Below are 20201 nucleotides of genomic sequence, written 5' to 3' on the forward strand. Positions count from 1 at the left end.
TTTTAAAATAAATACCTAGCTCCAATAGCTCCTTGGCCTTTTAGATGTAGCCTATCTACAATCTCAGTCAGAAACCCTACCTCAATAAAAAAACCAATAGGCAAATCCTCTAAATAATAGGCAGAACCTAAAAACACCTCAGGACCGAAATCAATATTTGTACGGCTTTCTCTTACTTCAGCTGTATTTGGAGTAGCATTAGGTGTGGTATAAAAATAATCGATATTGACTGATCGAAACTGCAATCCTAAACCTGCATATACGGTAAGGTCTCCCTCAGATATATTAAAATCATCACTGAATGATTCTTCATAAATACCTCGGGCATGTAACGAAAAAGCACCAGAAACCTGATGTCCAAAATACCTGGCAGAGCTTACAGGTCTATTATTTTCAAATGTCCGTCTATAATACTGACTACTATTCTGGCTCCCTCTCCCCAAAATACCTTCAACGGAAAACTTACCATTTACAGGCGTTTTATAAGTAATCCCATAGGGGTCTCCAATTCTCAACCCCAATTGATGTTGCTGAGCAAATGAGGTAGACGCAACTAAAATTAAAAGAAATGACAATAGGTATTTCATGTTCAATAACTAAATTTAAATTCCTTGAATAATGCCTTACAAACGCTTACATAACGGAATAAGTTACAGTTTAGCTTACTTTATCGAAAAGGATTTACACCTATTTAAATAAGGCCAAAACAATCAATGAAATAGATTGAGCACCTAAAAAACTTAAAACGATAAACTCATCTCTTTAATACATTGATTTCAACTACTTAGTAATAAAAAGCTTAAATGGCTTTCTTTCTTCTGACATTTCTAATCAAAGAATAGAGCCCCCTAGTGCATGCCTCCGGCTCCTAAACTCAATCCACCACGACAGAATTCAACTGCATTTCATGCAATTGAGAATAATAACCGTCCTGCTTTAATAAAACTTCGTGTTTACCTTCCTCAACAATTTCTCCTTTATTCAAAACTATAATCTTGTCTGCCTTTTGTATAGTAGACAACCTATGGGCAATGATTATGGAGGTTCTACCATGCATCATTTTCTCAATCGCCCCTTGAATCAATTCTTCTGTTTCTGTATCTACAGATGAAGTAGCTTCATCCAAGATTATTATTTCCGGATCATAAACCATTGCTCTAACAAAAGATATCAATTGTCGCTGTCCTACAGACAAGGTCCCTCCCCTTTCTTTCACATCATATTCCAAACCTCCAGGTAATCTTTCAATGAACCTCCTTGCTCCTACCAATTCAGCCGCATAAAGCACCTGCTCCTTGGTAATATCTGGGTTTCCAAGAGTAATATTTTGAAATATAGTATCAGAAAACAAAAATACATCCTGCAAGACAACACCTACATGTTGGCGAAGTGTGGCCAAATCAAACTCCTTAATTGGACTTCCATCTATTGCTATTGACCCTTTATTGATATCGTAAAAGCGACTTATAAGATTGATCACTGAGGACTTTCCTGCTCCTGTAGCTCCCACTAAAGCTATGGTTTCTCCTTGCTTTACATTAAAGCTTAAGTCTTTCAATACCCACTCTTCATCATTATAGGCAAACCAAACATTTTTAAATTCTATCTCTCCTTTAACGCTCTCTGGAGAATTCGCTCCCTCATCTGGGATTTGTTCATCATTTTCTAAAATGCTGAAAATTCTTGAGGAACTAACCACTCCCATTTGAAGGGTATTAAACCTATCCGCAATCATCCTTATAGGTCTAAAAAACAACTGCAGGTACATTATAAATGAAATAAGCACACCGACTTTGATTTCCATATCAAAAACACCTGTAGCACCGTACCAAACTACCAAACCAATCCCCATTGCTTGAATAATTTCAGAAACCGGATAATAAACAGAGTAATACATTACGGATTTAAGATGCGCCTTCCGATGCTCCTTATTTATAGATTGAAACTTTTCATACTCCCTTTCTTCTCTATTGAATACTTGAATTATATTCATGCCCGTGATATGCTCTTGTAAAAAAGAGTTTAGGTTAGAAACAGCATTTCTAACATCATTGAAGGACACCTTTACTTTTTCTTTGAAGATATAAGTAGAGATAATAAGCAATGGCAAGGTGCATAAACTTACCAATGTAAGTTGCCAATCTACATAAAACATTACGCCTAAAATCGCTACCAATTGCAATAAATCGCCTATAATCTCTGCCAACCCTTGACTAAACACATCCGAAAGGGTCTCCACATCTGAAATATTTCTGGTAACCAGTCTGCCTATTGGGGTATTGTCAAAGTATTTTAAGCGCATTTTCAATAAATGCTTGAATAGTCTGACCCGTATATCCCTGATTATAACCTGACCTATCCAGCCAGAGAGGTAGGTATGACCAAATTGCACCAATGCATGTACAACCAATAAACCTATTAAAAGATAGGTCATTCTCATTAGGCCAGCTGCATCCCCTAATGTGACATAATCATCAATAGCCTTCTGAATCAACAAAGGCCTTGTGGGAGCCAATACAGCCAATAGTAAAGTAAGGGCAACCAAGATATAAAACCGTTGCTTATAAGGAGTCACAAACTCGTAGAGTTTCCTTAAAACTTTGGTGTCAATTATATCACCACTTTTTACATTTTCTTTTTCAAGTCCCAATACGGTAATATTTTACTTATAAATTCGGTCTGTATAATTCACTTTGCTCAGAAACAATCCCTGAGGAGGCGCAGAAGTTCCTGCTAGGTTCCTGTCTTTATTGGCTATTATTTCTGTGACTCCTGCACTATCGAGTTGTCCTCTACCAACTTTGACCAAAGTCCCTACTATAGCCCTTACCATTCCTCTTAAGAATCGGTTGGCCTGTATATGAAAGACCAAACCGTTACTAGTTTGTTCCCAATAAGCATTATTAATTTCACATTCGAAGGTTTTTACATTGGTTTTCCTTCTGCTAAAGCATTCAAAATCCTGCCTTCCCAACAATAAAGAAGCAGCTGAAGCCATGGCCTCAAGGTCCAGGTCGTAATAACAGTGCCAGGCTTTCCCCATAATAAATGGGTCTTTTCTAAATGTAATATGGTATTCATACCTCCGAAAGGTCGCATCAAACCTAGCATGTGCTTTTTTATTGACAGGGAAAATATCAAAAACAGCTATATCCGGAGGAAGCAAGCCATTGATTCTTTTGATAAAATATTCTCTTGTTAATTCCAGTTCATAATCAAAGTGGGCGAATTGTTGCAAGGCATGCACACCGGCATCCGTACGTCCACTACCCATAATGCTAATGGGCTGACGAAAAAGTATAGACAAAGCTTTTTCCAATTCTTCCTGAACGGATATGGCATTGGTTTGCTTTTGCCAGCCATGGTAGTTTTTGCCGTCGTAGGAAAGTTCTATAAAATAGCGGGGAGATTCATTCATTTCAACTGCAAAGATAAAAATATACCCTAATTTCAAGTTGGATTTTGAATATTCCTTGCGAAAATTCAAATAACCCAGTTTCTTTGTCAAAAGATTTAAAGATGATTCAAAGAATTCAAAGTGTATTTCTACTTTTGGTAGCCGTTGCGATGGTTACCTCCACCTTGTCACCCATCTGGTTACAAGTAAATCCATTGCAGACACAGTCTATGGAAATGACAGCATGGTATACCACTGTTATGGAAATCCCACAAGAAAATGTTATCTCTCAAGAAGGAAACATTTATATAGGGATATTAGCGCTTCTGGCAGCTTCCTTGGCCATTTTCAGCCTGTTTCAGTACAAAAACAGAAAAAAGCAATTGCTTTTAAATATGGTCAACGCCATCTTGATGGGTGTTACACTAGGTTTAGCCGTCTACACAAGTTTTAAAGCCAACGAAAACTTTAACCCCACCGTTGGAGGAGCCTTTTTAATTGGGTTTTACAGCATTGTCCTTGGGTTAATTTTAAACTTGGTAGCCAACAGGTTTATCAAAAAAGATGAGATGCTTGTTCGCTCTGTAGATCGAATCCGATAATACAATACACCTACTCCTTAAAGGAGAGTTGAAAGGTAAAACGCAATAAAAAGGTCTAACATGAAAATTGAAACTATTGCTGTTCATGGTGGGAACATAGTAAGCGACCCACTAAAACCTGTAATCCAGCCTATTACCCTTTCAACGACCTTTGAGCATCAGGAGGGGACCATGATGTACACCCGACTGCAAAATCCCAATAGAAAATCATTGGAAGCCGTTTTGGCTTCTCTTGAAGGAGGAGCCGATGCTGCTGCATTTTCCTCAGGAAACGCAGCAGGTAATGCCGTTTTCCAAGCACTTCCTGCAGGATCTCACATCATCGCTCCCGATGACATGTATCATGGAATGAAAATGCTCCTCAAGACTGTGTATTCGGGAAAAATAGAAGTGGATTTTATTGACCTAACCAAACCAAACCAACTTACAGATGCAATAAAACCCAATACAAGATTGCTCTGGATCGAGACGCCTTCAAATCCACTTCTTAAGATCTCTGACATTAAATCTCTTTCCGAAATTGGCAAAAAGCACCAACTCATCATCGCCTGTGACAGCACCTTTGCCACACCTGTTTATCAACAGGCCCTGTCACTGGGAGCGGATATTGTTATGCACAGCAGCACCAAATACATTAGTGGTCACAGTGATATCCTAGGTGGAATTTTGGTCACTAAAGAGCAAGACTCATTTTGGGAAAGCATTAAAAATATCCAGCGATTGGCGGGGGCCGTACCGTCTCCCATGGACTGCTACTTATTGACCAGAAGTATAAAAACTTTGCCTTACCGTATGAGGGCCCATACCCACAATGCAGGTAAAATTGCGGACTTCCTTAATAGCAGAGTGGAAGTTGAAAAGGTATTTTACCCAGGACTAAGCGACCACGAAGGTTTTGAAACGGCAAAAAAACAGATGTCTGGTTTTGGAGCAATGTTATCCTTTCTCATCAAGGGAAATGCCAATGACGCCGATCTTCTGATAGGTAAATTAAAATACTTTACTGACGCAACCAGTTTGGGAGGGGTAGAAAGCTTAATTGAACGAAGATCTAAAGTTCAGGCGGACGACGCTGGCATTCCTGATCAACTCATTAGAATGTCTGTAGGTATTGAGAACTGTGATGATTTGATAGAAGACTTAACTCAGGCTTTTGACAGCATCTATAAAGATTAACTTATTCCTCCATTTTCACTATAGACTTATCAAATAGTCTCTGGGAGATTATGGGGTTTGCTGCGTGAATTGATGCTTGCTTTTCCTTAATTTGACTCAAATACTTTTTATATTTAGATAGGAGCACTTCCATATCAGCACCAGATTCAATTTCGATTTTTTCGGAGTAAACTTTTCCACGCATTTTTGCTTCAGAAGTAAACCTTGCTAGACCTTCAATAAAGATATCGCCCAAAACTTCGCCCATCACACAAATTTCGGAAGCTTTTATATCTCCCTCTACCTTACCTGAAATCCCGATAATAATTTTTTTGGGAGTAGTTACATCACCAAACACATCTCCCTCTATTCTAATATCACTTACAGCCTCAATATCTCCCTTGATCGTTAATCCAGGTGCAAATACCGAAGTAGAATTAGCCATTTCCATCTCTGCTTGAATTTTGGTTTCTTTAGTCCACATAAAATCAATTCAATTATTTTGATATTTATCAAAATCATCTTTTCCAATTATCACTCAGATGATCAGGCAAATATAAGCAAACCTACTTGATTCTTCTATGAAAAATTAAGTAGGACTATTCATTCGGAATCATCCTGCCCATCCATCCCTATCAAGACTGCGGTATTGAATGGCTTCTGCCAGGTGCTCCACTTTTATATCCTCTGATAGCGAAAGGTCAGCAATCGTTCTGGAAACTTTCAATATTCGATCATATGCCCTTGCCGAAAGTCCAAGCCTGTCCATTGCCGTTTTAAGTAAAGTTTTCCCTGCTTGGTTAATTTTCACCACTTCTTTCACTGTATGTGAAGGCATCATCGCATTGCAATGTACCTCCGTGCTATTGGCAAACCTTATTTGCTGAAGCTCTCTAGCCTTGGTCACCCTCTCCCTGATAGACCTGCTATCTTCAGATTTTCTATCTGAAGTCATCTCATCAAAATTCACTGGAGTCACTTCTACGTGAAGGTCAATTCTATCCAGTAAGGGTCCACTCACTTTATTGAGGTATTTCTGCACTACTCCAGGACCACAAACACATTCTTTGTCAGGGTGATTATAAAATCCACATGGGCAGGGATTCATACTTGCAATTAACATGAAGTTGGCTGGAAAATCCACCGTAACTCTCGCCCTAGAGATCGTCACTCTTCGTTCCTCTAGCGGCTGGCGCATCACTTCAAGAACAGTTCTTTTAAACTCAGGGAGCTCATCTAAAAACAAAACCCCATTGTGAGATAGCGATATCTCCCCTGGTTGAGGATTCCCTCCACCTCCTACTAAGGCAACATCACTAATGGTATGGTGTGGGGAACGAAAGGGCCTTTGGGCAATCAAGGATGAACTTGCACCTAATTTTCCCGCAACAGAATGGATTTTGGTGGTTTCTAATGCCTCCTGAAGGCTCATAGGAGGCAATATTGAAGGCAACCTTTTGGCCAACATCGTTTTTCCAGCACCAGGAGGACCTATCATAATGACATTGTGTCCACCCGCTGCTGCTATTTCCATAGCCCTTTTAATATTTTCCTGACCTTGCACATCTGCAAAATCAAAATCACTCTCCTCTATGGATTCATAGAAGATATTTCTAGTATCTGTAACCAATGGTTCAATTGACCTTGTACCCTCAAGAAAATGAATTGCTTCTTGGAGCGTTTCCACTGGTATTACATCAAGGTTATTTACAATGGAAGCTTCTTTCGCATTTTCCTTGGGTAAAATAAAACCTTTAAAACCCTTTTTTCTTGCTTCAATAGCTATGGGCAGTACACCTTTGATTCTTCTTAACTTACCATCCAAAGCCAGTTCTCCCATGATCACGTATTTCTCCATCTCAGGGAAAACGACTTGCTCAGAAGCCTGCATAATTCCAATAGCTATTGGAAGGTCATAAGACGATCCTTCCTTTTTAATGTCAGCGGGTGCCAAGTTTATAACTACCTTTTGTCTTGGCATCCTGTAACCATAATATTTAAGGGCTGACTCTACTCTTTGCTGACTTTCTTTCACTGCACTATCAGGAAGACCTACCATAAAAAAACTTGTCCCCTGACCTACATTTACTTCAATGGTGATCAACTTGGCATCTACACCTGAGACTGCACTACCAAAAGTTTTCGCTACCATTCTTAAAAGCTTTTTATGAAAATGAAAAATCCATACCCACTCATCGAACAAATTGACTATTTAAAATTCTCTCTTGGTTTGATGGAAGATGGCTCAACGTCATCCTGTGATACTTCTGGTTTCTTAACTATCTGATCTGCTTTCATTCCTCTCTCAAGATCAAACACCATGGCTTTAAGGTCCTTTTTTTCTAATTCGACTTTCTTAATCCGGCTGTTTAGACTACTGGTATATCCCCAACTCGTCCCCCAAGTAATCAGGTAGATAACCAAGCCTGCCAATAACCAGGAAACAACTTCACTGGTCATTGGAATACTACTCCACATTTTCTCATAGGTGAGAAAATAAACCAGTCCTATACCGAAAAACAAAGCTGTTAAAAGCTGAAATATGCTGTTAATTTTTTTCATAACATGTTTTATAAGGGTTTCTTTACACAATATACTAAACAGACTGCATTTGAGAAAGTTTATTATACAATCCTCCTTTTTGGATCAATTCCTCATGACTACCCCTTTCTACAATACTTCCGCCCTCTATTACCAAGATCTCATCTGCATGTTGAATTGTACTCAATCTATGGGCAATGACCAAAGAAGTTCTGTTTTGCATTAAGTTAGACAATGCCTCTTGTACCAACCTCTCTGATGCTGAATCAAGTGCGGATGTTGCTTCATCTAAAATTAAAATTTCCGGATTTTTTAACACTGCCCGGGCTATGCTAACCCTTTGCCTTTGTCCTCCAGACAACTTGCCTCCCCTTTCGCCTATATTTGTCTCATAGCCCTGCTCGAGATCCATAATAAAATCGTGAGCATTGGCGATTTTAGCAGCTTCCTGAACTTTCTCCAAGGACACACCTTCCATACCAAAGGCAATATTATTGAAAACGCTGTCATTAAAAAGAATCGACTCTTGCGTTACTATCCCCATTAATTTCCTAACATCTCCGATTTTATAAGTACTCAATCCAACACCATCAATTTTAATTTCCCCTTTGGTAGGATCATAAAACCTAGGTAACAAATCCGCTAAAGTGGACTTCCCCCCTCCCGATGGACCCACCAAGGCAATGGTACGGCCTTTCTTTAATTCAAAATTTATATTATTCAATACAGCTGCCTCCTGATAGGCAAAAGCCACATTTTCAAAAACTACCGAATCCGTAAATGCATTCAAAGACTTGGCATCTGAGCCATCTTCGATCATAGGTTTGGTATCCACTACTGCAAAAATTCTACGGGCCGACGCCAAACCTCGCTGTATACTACTGAGTGCCCTAGAGATTTCTTTGGCCGGGTTCAATACTTGGGTAAATAGAATAATGTAGGCAATAAATTCACTCGCACTTAATGAGGAAGTATTGTTAAGGACTAGATTCCCTCCATAAAGCAAGATCCCAGCGACCACTGAAACCCCTAAAAACTGGCTTATGGGTGAAGCTAGTTCATTTTTTCTAGCCATTGACACATTTACCCTTGCATAGTAATTCGTCTCAGATTCAAATTTATCCTGAACAAATTTTCTCGCTCCAAATGCCTTGACCACACGCATGCCTCCGATTGTTTCATCAAGGATATTGACTATCCTTCCTAATGACTCCTGACTTTGCTCTGCTTTTTTCCTAAGTTTCTTCGTAATATAACCGATGATCGCTCCAGACACAGGGATCAACAAGATCGTAAATAAGGTAAGTTGGTAGGACATGAAAAACAATACCCCGAAGTAAAGAATAATGGTCACCGGTTCTTTGAAAATCACCCTCAGAGACTGTACAATACTGTTTTCAACCTCTTGAATATCATTGGTCATTTTACTAATCAAATCTCCTTTCCTCTCATCGGAAAAATAACCGAGATGCATATTACTTACTGCATCAAAAATATGCACCCGCATACCTTGGATAATATCCGCCCGTACTTTGGCTAAGACCACACCGGAGAGGTAAGCAAATAAATTGCTTAGAAACACAGAGATTACAATGATAATACAAACATAAGCTAAAGTGCCAAATCTCCCATAAGTATCGGCAACCTGAAGAAAGTAGTGGTTAAATAAATGCATGAAGTAATTCACGCTAAAAGAAAAATCCGGCTTATTGGCGTAAACCTGCAATTCATCCTTTCCCACCTGCTCAAAAATCACATCAAAAAGTGGTTTTAACAGCGTAAAATTCAATAGACCAAAAACAATAGCCAATAACGCATAGGAAATATAAGTAGGAAAATACCTCCTGTATGGACGCGCATAAGCCAATATTCTCAAATATGTATTCATAAATTAATCTAATTATCACGATGAAAACAGCATGCCCATTAGGCCCTAATAGTATCAACCTAAATCATGCTAATTCTAAGCTTTATAAAACCTGAATCTAAACTGGTTAAAGACCTTCTTAGATCTGGCGAGACGATAAAAATCACCTGGCCTACCCAATTAGGAAACCTCAACATATTTCAGCTAAATTATAGTTTCCAAATAGGCAGATTAAGCGTGCAATTTACCACTTTTTAATAGGAGGAGTCGCTAAAAATTGAATTGGTCTTAAAAATGTTGATCAAATCTTCCCATATTTAATCTTAGTGCCAATTGTCCATAAGAAGTCTTAGAGCTTATACCACCATCCGACTGGTCTTGCCTGAAGGTTTGAGAAAGATCTATATATAAGTTGTGACGCAACATAAAGTGCGCTTGAAGGGTGGCCATGCTCACTTTGTTTTTGTTACCCTGCCCAATAAAATTACCATATAGACCAGTACTTGTCTGCCTTCTGTTTTTTAATATATCTCCACCAAAATTATCCTCTTCGGTAGGATCTGCACCATACATTTGATACATCAAAGTCCCAACAAGAGTCAATCTAGGTAAAGGCTGAAACCTCAAAACAGACAAAACCTCTCTGAAATTCGCACCTCTTGGATGGGTTAAAGGTATACGGTAATTGGTATAAGACTGATAGTCAAATTTCTCCTGAAAAGTAAAAGGTCTAGCCTGATTGTATTCCATTTGCAAGTCCAGGTTGTTAATACCTGCAATGTCTATGTATTTGTATCCTAATTGCACACCGTGTTTATTTCGACTAGACCCATCTCCAGAAATGCTGAAAAACTCATTAAAGACAAATTCATCGAGAACAAACTGACCATAAACCTGCATCCCACTAACAGGGTGCCATTTCACATCTGTTCCAAGCATTACTTTGTCGGGAGTCCCTAGTTGGTGCTCTACCCAACGGTAAAAAATTACTGGATTAAAATAATTCCAATCGGCCTGACTTGCCATCACCGATTCAAAAACACCAACATTGATCTTTTTACCTAAGTTAATGCCAAGTCGGTGTAATGAGAACCATTTTTGAGGATACCTTCCATCAGTAGGAACACCTCTAGAAGTAAGAATATCTGCTATCATCTGCCCCCATAAATTGGTGAAGTCGACTTTACCAATTTTCGTATTGATCCTCAAGAACATAAAGGGATTGGAGAAATCAGAAAGAACCAAAGACCGCAAACCTTCGCCAATAAAATGACTATCATGTCCCATTTGAACCTGAATGTGTTTGGTGGCGGCAAAGGAAATATGTCCTCTAGCCGAAAAAAAGTTGTACCCATCATCCCCATACCGCTTCCAAAAACCCTGACCGGGAATCGCTCCATGCCCCTTCACATAAGCATCCACCCAGGAAGGAAAGGCCAGGTCAGTAGTTGCCAACATGGTGTAGAAGCCAACTTTTTTATCAATGCTGCCATGAATGGCTATTCCTCTGGTATTTCTAAATGGAATTCTATCAATGGAAGATTCTACTCCACCCTGTACGTATAAGACAGGATTGACATGCACATCAAAAACTTCATCATTGTAATAATAAAAATCTGAAGGCCTTTTATAAAGGTGTTTTCCCAAACTGCGTTTAGAAGCAGCCAAAGAATCGGAGACATACTCCCAATTGTCTTGTAGCAGATAGTTGATGTTAAATTCATCTTTGCTGCTTATATTGTTGCCTTCTTTATTTAGTTTTTGCAGAAATTGAGCAACCTCTTTTCTTTGGTATGGCTTGGTTCCAGTATGAAATGAATCATCAAAATTTCCATTTTTTATTTCATACCTTTCCACAAGACTATAGAGGTCCCGATTGAATGGTAAAAGTGGACTTTGTGCAAATACACTTGAATTGTAGGAAACAAAAAACGACAAAAAGTGAAAAAAGTACTTCATAAATACTATAATTTATATCAAGGAACCCGTATTTCGAAAATTTGAGCCTCTAAACATCCGTCTGAAAATTAGCCTACTGGTTGATTTGGCCCTTTATGACATAAAATTAACGAAGTATTTTATATTTGAAAGGGAATGTTTTGGAGAAAATTATAAAAAGGGGTAAATTTGTGCCTCAATTTGAAGAGGAAAAAATTAATAGGCTATACAATGAAAAAAGAAATCCATCCAAATTACAGAGAAGTAGTTTTCTTAGACACTTCCAGTGATTATAAATTTATCACCAAGTCTACCATTGAAACCAATGACACCATCACTTGGGAAAATGGCGAAGACTACCCATTGGTAAAGGTAGAGGTTAGCTCTGCATCTCACCCGTTCTATACTGGTAAGAAAATGCTTTTGGATACTGCTGGTAGAGTAGAGAAATTTAATAGAAGATATAAGAAAAATTAAGTTTTTCATATTATTCTTTGAGATAAAGTCTATCAGAAGCATAATTCTGATAGACTTTTTTATTTTTGTAATATGGACGATATTGTTTTATTTGATGACCCGAAAAGTAGAGGTAATCTATTACCTTTTACATTCACCCGCCCTATAGCAGAAATAAGGGTTGGAATTTTTAAAATTAGTGAAAAATGGCAATCCTTACTCCACGCCAAAAACCTAGGATTCCTGACTCAGCAATACCTGCAACCTAAATTCCAAGCACTGAATGTCAAGGCCTTGTATATAAACGGGGCCTTATGCCCTGATGAAGATCTGGTAATCGCTATCAATTCACTTAAAGAAAATGAGGCCCTATGGCACCAAGACACTTTATTGGCTTCCTTTTTTGAAAGTCCGGAGCAATTTCATAGTGATCATTTGCCTGACAAAAAACGCATTGACTTTGAAGGTGAAATCAGACTTCTTAGCAGGACATGGCAGATTTTTCAGTGGAATGGAGATGAAATCAGAAAAGACTTTAACATTATCACAAAGCGAAGGGTATCATGGGGGACTGATGACCCTCATACCCATATGTACAATGAGCCAGCCATTTTCATAGAAAATGGAGCCAAAGTACGAGCTGCTATTTTGAATGCTACCAACGGCCCTATCTATATAGGGAAAAACACAGAGGTTTCAGAAGGAGCGATGATCAGAGGGCCTTTCGCCTTATGCGAAGGAGCGACCATAAGTATGGGAGCCAAAATCCGAGAAAACACAACAGTTGGACCTGCCTGTAAAGTAGGCGGTGAGGTATCCAATTCGGTTTTTTTCGGATACAGTAATAAATCCCATGATGGCTACATCGGCAATAGCGTAGTCGGTGAGTGGTGTAATCTAGGAGCCAACACCGTGGTTTCAAATATGAAAAACAACCTAATGCCCGTGAAAATCTGGGATTACACCAAAGGTGGATATGGAGACACAGGGCTACAGTTTTGTGGTTCTATGGTGGCGGACCATACCAAATTAGGGATAGGCACTACGCTGAATACCGGCACTGTAGTAGGTGTTGGATCAAATGTATTTGGAGAAGGGTTTCCCCGAAAATTTGTCTCTTCTTTTGCCTGGGGTGGCGGAGCTTCAGGTTTTAGCACATTTAAACTCATGAAATTCGAAGAAACAGCCCAAAAAGTAATGGCTTTGAAAGGAATGGAGTTTGACGAAAAGGAAAGAGCAATACTTCAAAAGGTATTTGAAGTTACCAGACCTTATAGGATATGGGACAAAGAATTTTAAATTAACGAACCATGCTTTTTTCATCCATCCCCGGACTTGGGGAAACGAAAGTCAAATTAATAAAGGCAATCCAAAACGACCATCTGGCCCATGCTTTACTCTTCCATGGAAAAGAGGGGAGTCCAAACCTCCCATTGGTTTTGGCATTGGCCACCTACATCAACTGTGCTGATCCTGGAGAGGATGATGCATGTGGAAAATGTCCCTCATGCCTTAAAATGGAAAAGTTAGTACATCCAGACCTTAATTTTGCCATGCCTCTGCCTGCGGCAAAGAAAAGCAAGAGTGATGAGGATGAAGTAATGGATCTGCTTTCCTCTTGGCGTTCATTTGTTCTAAAAAACCCTTATGGAAATCTTCAAGATTGGAATTACCATCTGGCTATCAATAAACCATTGAGCATTTCAAAAGCGGCAGCCAAGCAGATCGTTAAAACACTGTCTTTAAAATCTTTTGAAGGTGGCTATAAGATGATGCTCATTTGGGCTCCTGAGACTATGAATGCCTCCGCAGCCAATGCCCTGCTCAAAATATTGGAAGAGCCTCCTGCCAAAACACTCTTCCTTATGGTTTGTCAACAGCCGGAAAGCCTTCTGACCACCATTCTCTCAAGGACACAGAAGATACATGTAAGGAATTTTACAGACGAAGAAATTCAGGATTTCTTGGTTGATAAAGGCTTATCTACTACAGTGGCTGCACAGCAAATTGCTCCCTTGGCTGACGGGAATTTAAGGGAAGCGATTTTACTTTCTCAAAATATCGAGGATAAAAACACATTAATATTTAGAGATTGGCTTAGGAACTGCTATTCAGTTAAAATTCAAGAATTGGTAAATTTCGCAGAACAAATCACCTCTTTCTCAAAGGAAGGACAAAGGTCCCTGCTTTTGACAGGCATTAATGTGATACGGGAGTCTTTACTAAACAGATCTCAGCTTAGTGAGTTAATGCGGACAAGTGATGAAGACCGAGATTTTATACAGAAATTCAGCAGTGCTGTATTGAATGATGACAAGCTTACTAAAATGTATACGGCATTAAATGATGCACATTACCATATTGAGAGAAATGCAAATCCTAAAATCCTCTTTTTAGATCTGGCTTTCAATTTAGCACGGATTATCAAAGCTGCATAAATTAATAAAACCTCAACAGGCATCACTATTGTTCAAGTAAAGCTTAACTTTATGCCATGGAAAAAATAATTATTGGGAGAAAAGAAACAATAGATCTTCCAGAATGGGGAATTAAAGCGATCAATGCCAAAGTAGACACAGGAGCTTATAATTGTTCTATTCATGTTTCTTCTGTAGAAGAGGTGGAAGTTGACAATAAAAAAACACTGGAAATCATCCTATTGGCCCCTGGAGACAAGGGCTATACGGGAGAGAAAATAAATATTAGTAATTATAAAGTAAAAAAAGTAAAAAACTCCTTTGGTCACATTGAAAAGCGATTTTTAATCCATACTACCTTAACCCTCGGGAACCACAATTGCCAAGCGGCTTTTACACTTTCTGATCGTGCCAAAATGAAAAATGCTGTATTAATAGGGAGAAAAGTCCTTAAAGGCAGATTTTTGGTAGATGTTGAGAAGGTAAATCGTACTGGCCAGGCAAAAAAATAAACGTTGATGAAAATAGCCGTATTATCTAGAAATCCACAACTATATTCCACGAGGCGGCTTATGAAAGCCATCCAAGAGGCTGGGCATGAAGCCTTAGTTATAGACCATTCAGCTTGTGATTTGGTCATAGAACAAACCGGTCCTTACATTATATATAAAGGTGAGAAGCTGAAAGGAATTGATGCCATTATCCCTAGAATAGGCGCTTCAGTCACTTTTTACGGCACAGCTGTGGTCAGGCAATTTGAACTGATGGGTGTGTTTTCTGTGATTGAATCTCAGGCAATTGTTCGGAGTCGTGATAAATTACGCTCCCTTCAAATCCTTTCCCGTGAAGGCTTAGGCATGCCCAAAACTGCATTCACCAACTTTTCTAAAGGTGGTGAAAAACAAATTGTAGAAATGGTGGGAGGCGCTCCTCTGATTATAAAATTACTTGAAGGCACGCAAGGCCTGGGTGTTGTTTTAGCTGAAACAAAAAAGGCTGGACAATCGGTAATAGAAGCCTTTCATGGACTGAAAGCACGCATCATTGTTCAGGAGTTTATAAAAGAAGCAAAAGGAGCTGACATTAGGGCTTTTGTAGTGAACAATAAGGTGGTTGGAGCAATGAAAAGACAAGGAGCTGAAGGAGAATTTCGTTCCAACCTACACAGAGGAGGGAAAGCAGAGGTAATCAAGCTTTCTCGTGCTGAAAAATCCGCAGCTCTCAATGCCGCCAAGGCTCTTGGGCTTTCTGTTGCAGGGGTAGACCTATTGCAATCAGACCGTGGCCCCTTGATTCTGGAAGTGAATAGCTCACCAGGTTTGGAAGGGATAGAAAAGGCGACAGGAATTGACATTGCAGGAAACATCGTTTCGTTTATTGAAAATTCTGTTCAGAAAAAAAACGCAAAAAGGAAATCGGACTCATAATGAAATCAATAAGAATAGGAACAAGAGGAAGCAAACTCGCTTTGTTTCAGGCCAATTATGTGGCAGATTTATTAAACAAAAATGGTTTATCTACTACCATAATACCTATAGAGACAAAAGGAGACAAGGTACTAGATGTCTCCATTTCAAAAATAGGAAGCAAAGGAGTTTTCACAGAAGAATTAGAAGCCAAACTAGCAATTGGAGAAATAGATATTGCCGTTCACAGCGCCAAAGATTTACCATCGCGCCTTCCTGATGGTTTTGAAACCATCGCCTTTACTGAAAGGGAAAAAGTCAACGATATTATTATCAGCCATAAAGACGATTTTCCAGATTTAGCAGACACTAGTAAGCCTATAGTACTCGGAACATCAGCTACTAGAAGGGTGGCTACCTTAAAGTACTTTTACCCTCATGTCAAAACCGTTGATGTTAGAGGCAACCTGCAAACGCGAGTAGGCAAAATGGAAAGTGGGATTTGCGACGGCTTACTCTTGGCTTACGCAGGAGTGCATCGCATGGGATACGACAACCTAATCAGGAAAGAGTTACCTATCACTGAATTTATCCCTGCCGTAGGACAGGGAAGTATTGGTGTAGAAATTCATGAAGGACTAGATCCAAGCCTGAAGACCATAATAGAATCTGCAGTCAATCATCCAAGGTCTGCAGCCTGCTTAAAGGCCGAAAGAAGCTTTTTAAGAATACTAGAAGGGGGTTGCAGCATTCCTGCTTTTGCCCTAGCTCAATGGGAAGGCGACACTTTAACCCTTGAAGGTGGATTAATGCAGATTGATGGCAAAGAGCGACTTTTCGCCTCTTTTAGTGGCAAAGAAGAAGACGCCGTATTCCTAGGTGAAAAATTAGCAGAAAACATTAAATCCCAGGGTGGGGACCAGTTATTAAAGGAAATTAAGCAGAGATTAAATGGCTAAATATTCATTAATAAGAATAATCACGGGTGCAATATTAATTCTATTTGCAGGCTCATGCGCTACAGAAAAGGACTATCTTATTACCATTGACACTAACTATGGTAAGATGTATGCCATTCTCTACGATGAAACACCAGCGCATAAGGAGAACTTTATCGATCTAGCAAGCTCAGGAAGGTACGATTCAACCTCTTTTTATAGAATCATTGAGGATTTTATGATTCAAGGAGGAGATGTATTCAATAAGGAAGGCTTGGACCAGGAAGACTGGTACACTCTCCCTGCTGAATTCAATGAAAACCTGATCCATGAAAAAGGCAGTATCGCAGCGGCAAGACAAGGTGACAACATTAACCCAGAAATGAGATCAAGTGGTTGTCAGTTTTATATAGTAGAAGGTAAAGTTTATGATGATACTAGCCTAACAACGGATATTAGGAAACTTCAGAAAGCATTCTCAAAATACCTCCAACTGGACAGCAATACTGAATTAAGAAATAAATACAGTGAACTTTATCAAAAAGGCGAATATGATAGCATAAATTCCTTAATGCTTTCCAATAAAATAGTGTTGGAAAAATTTTTTAACTTAAATTTGGGATTAGACAAAAGAAAAAATCAGATTCAAGCTTATACTACTGTAGGAGGAACCCCCCACTTGGATGACACCTATACTGTTTTTGGAAAGGTAATAAAAGGACTGGATGTTCTAGACGATATTTCATCGTTGGAAACAAGGGGCAATGATTTGCCTGTAGAACCAGTATACATGAAAGTAAATGTAGAATTAGTATCTAAAAAGAAAATCGCAAAAGAATATGGATATCAATATCCTCAAGAGTAAAAAACCGAAAATACTGATTACCGGAGCGAATGGTCTATTGGGACAGAAAATCATAAAAGAAATACTTATTGAAGGAAAATATGATGCCATAGCCACCGGTAGAGGGGATTGTCGTTTGCCTACAGAATGGGATGGGTACATTTACGAAGAAATGGACATCACCAATCTTAAAGATGTGATAGACGTTTTTAGGGTTTATTCGCCTGATTACGTCATTCATGCCGCTTCCATGACGGATGTCGACAGATGCGAAGTCAATAGACATGACTGCTTTGAGCAAAATGTTACTGCCACATTAAACATCATGAAAGGCAGCGAATTGGCAAAATCTCATTTGATATTTATTTCTACAGATTTTATTTTTGACGGTAAAAATGGTCCATACGATGAATTGGCAAAGCCTAATCCATTGAATTACTACGGTAAAACAAAAATAGAAACTGAAATTGCCCTTCAGGATTACAAATACAATTGGGCCATAGTCAGGACAAATTTAGTTTATGGAATTGCCCATGACATGAGTCGTTCAAACATCATCCTATGGGTCAAAAAAGGCCTGGAACAAAACAAGGAACTAAGTCTTGTTGATGATCAGTTCAGAACCCCCACCCTTGCGGAGGATTTAGCGAATGGTTGTTTACTTATTGTAGAAAAAAATGCTACTGGGGTATTCAATATTTCAGGAGATGAATTACTAACACCTTATGATATGGCCATGATGACGGCCAATTTTTTTGATTTAAGTATTGAAGGAATAAAGAAAACAGATTCCAGCATTTTTGCTCAAGTTGCTGCCCGACCTTTAAAAACCGGGCTGGATATTTCAAAAGCAAAAAACATTTTGGGTTTCAAACCCAAAACTTTCAAAGAAGGGATTGCAATTTTAGCAAAACAAATTAAATTAGCTAATTATAAATTGTAACCATTTTTTTGTGAACGCCTATCAACCACCCCAAAAATATGCAAAAATCTAGTAAAACCCCATCTCGAGGACAATGGGGATCATCATTTGGTTTTATCATGGCTGCCGGCGGATCTGCCGTTGGATTAGGTAACATTTGGAGATTCCCCTATATAACTGGCCAAAATGGTGGCGGTGCATTCGTCTTTGTCTACTTGGTTTGCGTCCTCCTAATAGGACTTCCTTTACTTCTAAATGAAATTGCCTTAGGTAGAAAGTCAGGAAAAAACCCTGTAGGTGCTATCAAAGAAACTGGAGGAAATAGGTTCTGGCAATCCTCAGGGGTATTGTGTGTGGTAGTTTGTTTTGCCGTACTTAGCTATTATTCAGTAATTGCAGGTTGGACTATTGGGTACATATTTACTGAACTAATAAACATCCCCATTGATTTTGAGGTTTTTATTCAGACACCTCATTATGTGATTCCTCTTTGCATGATTTTCATACTATTAACCATTAGTGTGGTTCTAGGTGGGATTTCAGGTGGGATTGAAAAAGCGGCTAAATTTCTAATGCCCGTATTGTTTCTAATTATCATCCTTATCGCTGCAAGGTCAATTACACTACCTGGAGCATCAAAAGGCCTAGAATATTACCTTTCTCCAGACTTTAGCAAAATAAATGGCAAAGTGGTTTTATCTGCTCTTGGACAAGCTTTCTTTAGTTTGTCTGTAGGTTGGGGACTGATGATAACTTTTGGATCGTACCTACCGAAAAGCAATAACATCATCAAGTCTTCTGCCTGGATAGCCGGAATGGACAGCACCGTGGCACTTATGGGAGGTTTAATGATTTTCCCTGCACTATTTGCTTTATTACCAGGTGTGAGCCCAGATGAAGGACCTGCTTTGGTTTTCAATGTTTTACCAAGAGTTTTTGATCAAATTGAACCATTCGGAAATATTATTGGAGGTTTGTTTTTCTTACTCTTATTGGTCGCTGCACTCACCTCTAGTATTTCCATGCTTGAGGTTCCTGTTGCCTATTTTATAGATGAAAGAAAATGGTCAAGAAAAAGGGCAGCTTGGACAATCGGTATAGCCGCAATGTTTTTAAGTATTCCTTCTTCCCTGGCATCTGTTAAAGGAAACTTCTTTAACGTTATGCACATCAACTTCTTTGGTAATGATATCATAGGCTTCTTTAATCTTATGGATTTCTTCTTTGGAACTTTAGCCATTGTAGTGATTTGCTTAATGCTAAGCCTTTACTCCGGCTGGATTAAAAAAGTCAGCGTTTTTGCTTCAGAACTTTCCATGGGCGCTCCTTCATTTGAAGGCTTTCCAGCAAAGGCTTGGATGTTTTTTATCAAATGGATCTGTCCCATCGTGATAATATTTGTATTACTCAATATGGTAGGTGTATTCGGAGAACCTGGAGAAGGCGGATGATTCAACACTGAACCTTAAACCCTTATTACCTACAACAAAACGACATTATTAGAAATCAAAAAAGGCAACCTCAATGGTTGCCTTTTTTGATTTCTATCTATAAGTATTAAACCCGGATTATGTAACAGGATTTCTCCGTCCTGACAATAGTCAGGGGTGAAGCCTGTCCCGTGTTTACGGGAAGTGTTGCAATCGCAAGAAAATCAGGCTGTTTGGAAATTTTAGCATAGCACCGCTATGGTGAAATTGAAAACAGCAACGAAGTGG

The 20201-nt window shown here is 39.0% G+C and carries 19 protein-coding genes; 11 read left to right on the forward strand and 8 right to left on the reverse strand.

The features are described from left to right. Window positions 1-2: 2 nt before the first annotated feature. The 3 genes from AC13EX_RS17640 to truA all read right to left on the reverse strand — a co-directional run bounded on the left by AC13EX_RS17640 (window position 3) and on the right by truA (window position 3508). The gene (locus AC13EX_RS17640; protein ID WP_482893722.1) at window positions 3-587 is read right to left on the reverse strand and encodes a hypothetical protein; all 585 of its coding nucleotides are present in this window, start codon (window positions 585-587) and stop codon (window positions 3-5) included. Window positions 588-874: 287 nt separating this feature from the next. Beyond that, entirely contained in the window at window positions 875-2650 is a 1776-nt protein-coding gene (locus AC13EX_RS17645; RefSeq protein WP_482893723.1) for an ABC transporter ATP-binding protein, read from the reverse strand. Between the two features lie 12 nt (window positions 2651-2662). Continuing rightward, window positions 2663-3508: a tRNA pseudouridine(38-40) synthase TruA gene (truA, locus tag AC13EX_RS17650; protein ID WP_394332059.1), complete on the reverse strand. Its 846-nt coding sequence runs from the start codon at window positions 3506-3508 to the stop codon at window positions 2663-2665. Between the two features lie 11 nt (window positions 3509-3519). Between truA and AC13EX_RS17655 the strand changes: the two genes are divergently transcribed. Further along, complete coding sequence (locus AC13EX_RS17655) at window positions 3520-3999, forward strand: DUF4293 domain-containing protein (RefSeq protein WP_339714214.1); 480 nt, start codon at window positions 3520-3522, stop codon at window positions 3997-3999. 60 nt (window positions 4000-4059) lie between these two features. Next, window positions 4060-5175 carry a trans-sulfuration enzyme family protein gene (locus tag AC13EX_RS17660; RefSeq protein WP_482893724.1) on the forward strand — a complete coding sequence of 372 codons (1116 nt, stop codon included), beginning with the start codon at window positions 4060-4062 and terminating at the stop codon, window positions 5173-5175. Between the two features lies 1 nt (window position 5176). Here the strand turns inward: AC13EX_RS17660 and AC13EX_RS17665 are convergent, their stop codons facing one another. The 5 genes from AC13EX_RS17665 to AC13EX_RS17685 all read right to left on the reverse strand — a co-directional run bounded on the left by AC13EX_RS17665 (window position 5177) and on the right by AC13EX_RS17685 (window position 11521). Further along, complete coding sequence (locus AC13EX_RS17665) at window positions 5177-5638, reverse strand: bactofilin family protein (protein ID WP_482893725.1); 462 nt, start codon at window positions 5636-5638, stop codon at window positions 5177-5179. A 129-nt stretch (window positions 5639-5767) separates the two neighbouring features. Next, complete coding sequence (locus AC13EX_RS17670; protein WP_482893726.1) at window positions 5768-7306, reverse strand: YifB family Mg chelatase-like AAA ATPase; 1539 nt, start codon at window positions 7304-7306, stop codon at window positions 5768-5770. Between the two features lie 56 nt (window positions 7307-7362). After that, on the reverse strand, window positions 7363-7716 hold the full coding sequence (locus AC13EX_RS17675) for a DUF485 domain-containing protein (protein WP_048640608.1): 354 nt from the start codon (window positions 7714-7716) through the stop codon (window positions 7363-7365). A 34-nt stretch (window positions 7717-7750) separates the two neighbouring features. Next, window positions 7751-9583, reverse strand: a complete 1833-nt coding sequence (locus tag AC13EX_RS17680; protein WP_482893727.1) for an ABC transporter ATP-binding protein — start codon at window positions 9581-9583, stop codon at window positions 7751-7753. A gap of 267 nt (window positions 9584-9850) precedes the next feature. Then, on the reverse strand, window positions 9851-11521 hold the full coding sequence (locus tag AC13EX_RS17685) for a hypothetical protein (RefSeq protein WP_482893728.1): 1671 nt from the start codon (window positions 11519-11521) through the stop codon (window positions 9851-9853). A gap of 210 nt (window positions 11522-11731) precedes the next feature. Between AC13EX_RS17685 and AC13EX_RS17690 the strand changes: the two genes are divergently transcribed. The 9 genes from AC13EX_RS17690 to AC13EX_RS17730 all read left to right on the forward strand — a co-directional run bounded on the left by AC13EX_RS17690 (window position 11732) and on the right by AC13EX_RS17730 (window position 19934). Beyond that, entirely contained in the window at window positions 11732-11977 is a 246-nt protein-coding gene (locus tag AC13EX_RS17690; protein WP_048640610.1) for a type B 50S ribosomal protein L31, read from the forward strand. 72 nt (window positions 11978-12049) lie between these two features. Beyond that, window positions 12050-13255: a GlmU family protein gene (locus AC13EX_RS17695; protein WP_482893729.1), complete on the forward strand. Its 1206-nt coding sequence runs from the start codon at window positions 12050-12052 to the stop codon at window positions 13253-13255. An 11-nt stretch (window positions 13256-13266) separates the two neighbouring features. Then, complete coding sequence (locus AC13EX_RS17700; RefSeq protein ID WP_482893730.1) at window positions 13267-14394, forward strand: DNA polymerase III subunit; 1128 nt, start codon at window positions 13267-13269, stop codon at window positions 14392-14394. A gap of 56 nt (window positions 14395-14450) precedes the next feature. Then, complete coding sequence (locus tag AC13EX_RS17705) at window positions 14451-14885, forward strand: ATP-dependent zinc protease family protein (RefSeq protein ID WP_048640613.1); 435 nt, start codon at window positions 14451-14453, stop codon at window positions 14883-14885. A gap of 6 nt (window positions 14886-14891) precedes the next feature. Next, window positions 14892-15800, forward strand: coding sequence for a 30S ribosomal protein S6--L-glutamate ligase (gene rimK / locus AC13EX_RS17710; RefSeq protein ID WP_048640614.1), 909 nt, complete (start codon window positions 14892-14894; stop codon window positions 15798-15800). Beyond that, window positions 15800-16738, forward strand: a complete 939-nt coding sequence (gene hemC, locus AC13EX_RS17715) for a hydroxymethylbilane synthase (protein ID WP_482893731.1) — start codon at window positions 15800-15802, stop codon at window positions 16736-16738. The genes rimK and hemC overlap by 1 nt, the downstream gene beginning before the upstream one ends. After that, a complete protein-coding gene (locus AC13EX_RS17720) occupies window positions 16731-17582 on the forward strand; it encodes a peptidylprolyl isomerase (RefSeq protein WP_048640616.1) in 852 nt (283 codons plus the stop codon). The genes hemC and AC13EX_RS17720 overlap by 8 nt, the downstream gene beginning before the upstream one ends. Continuing rightward, window positions 17557-18504: an SDR family oxidoreductase gene (locus AC13EX_RS17725; RefSeq protein WP_048640617.1), complete on the forward strand. Its 948-nt coding sequence runs from the start codon at window positions 17557-17559 to the stop codon at window positions 18502-18504. The genes AC13EX_RS17720 and AC13EX_RS17725 overlap by 26 nt, the downstream gene beginning before the upstream one ends. 38 nt (window positions 18505-18542) lie before the next feature. Then, window positions 18543-19934, forward strand: coding sequence for a sodium-dependent transporter (locus AC13EX_RS17730; protein ID WP_048640618.1), 1392 nt, complete (start codon window positions 18543-18545; stop codon window positions 19932-19934). The last annotated feature ends 267 nt before the right edge of the window (window positions 19935-20201 follow it).

The organism is Cyclobacterium sp. L-R (genome assembly GCF_056859355.1).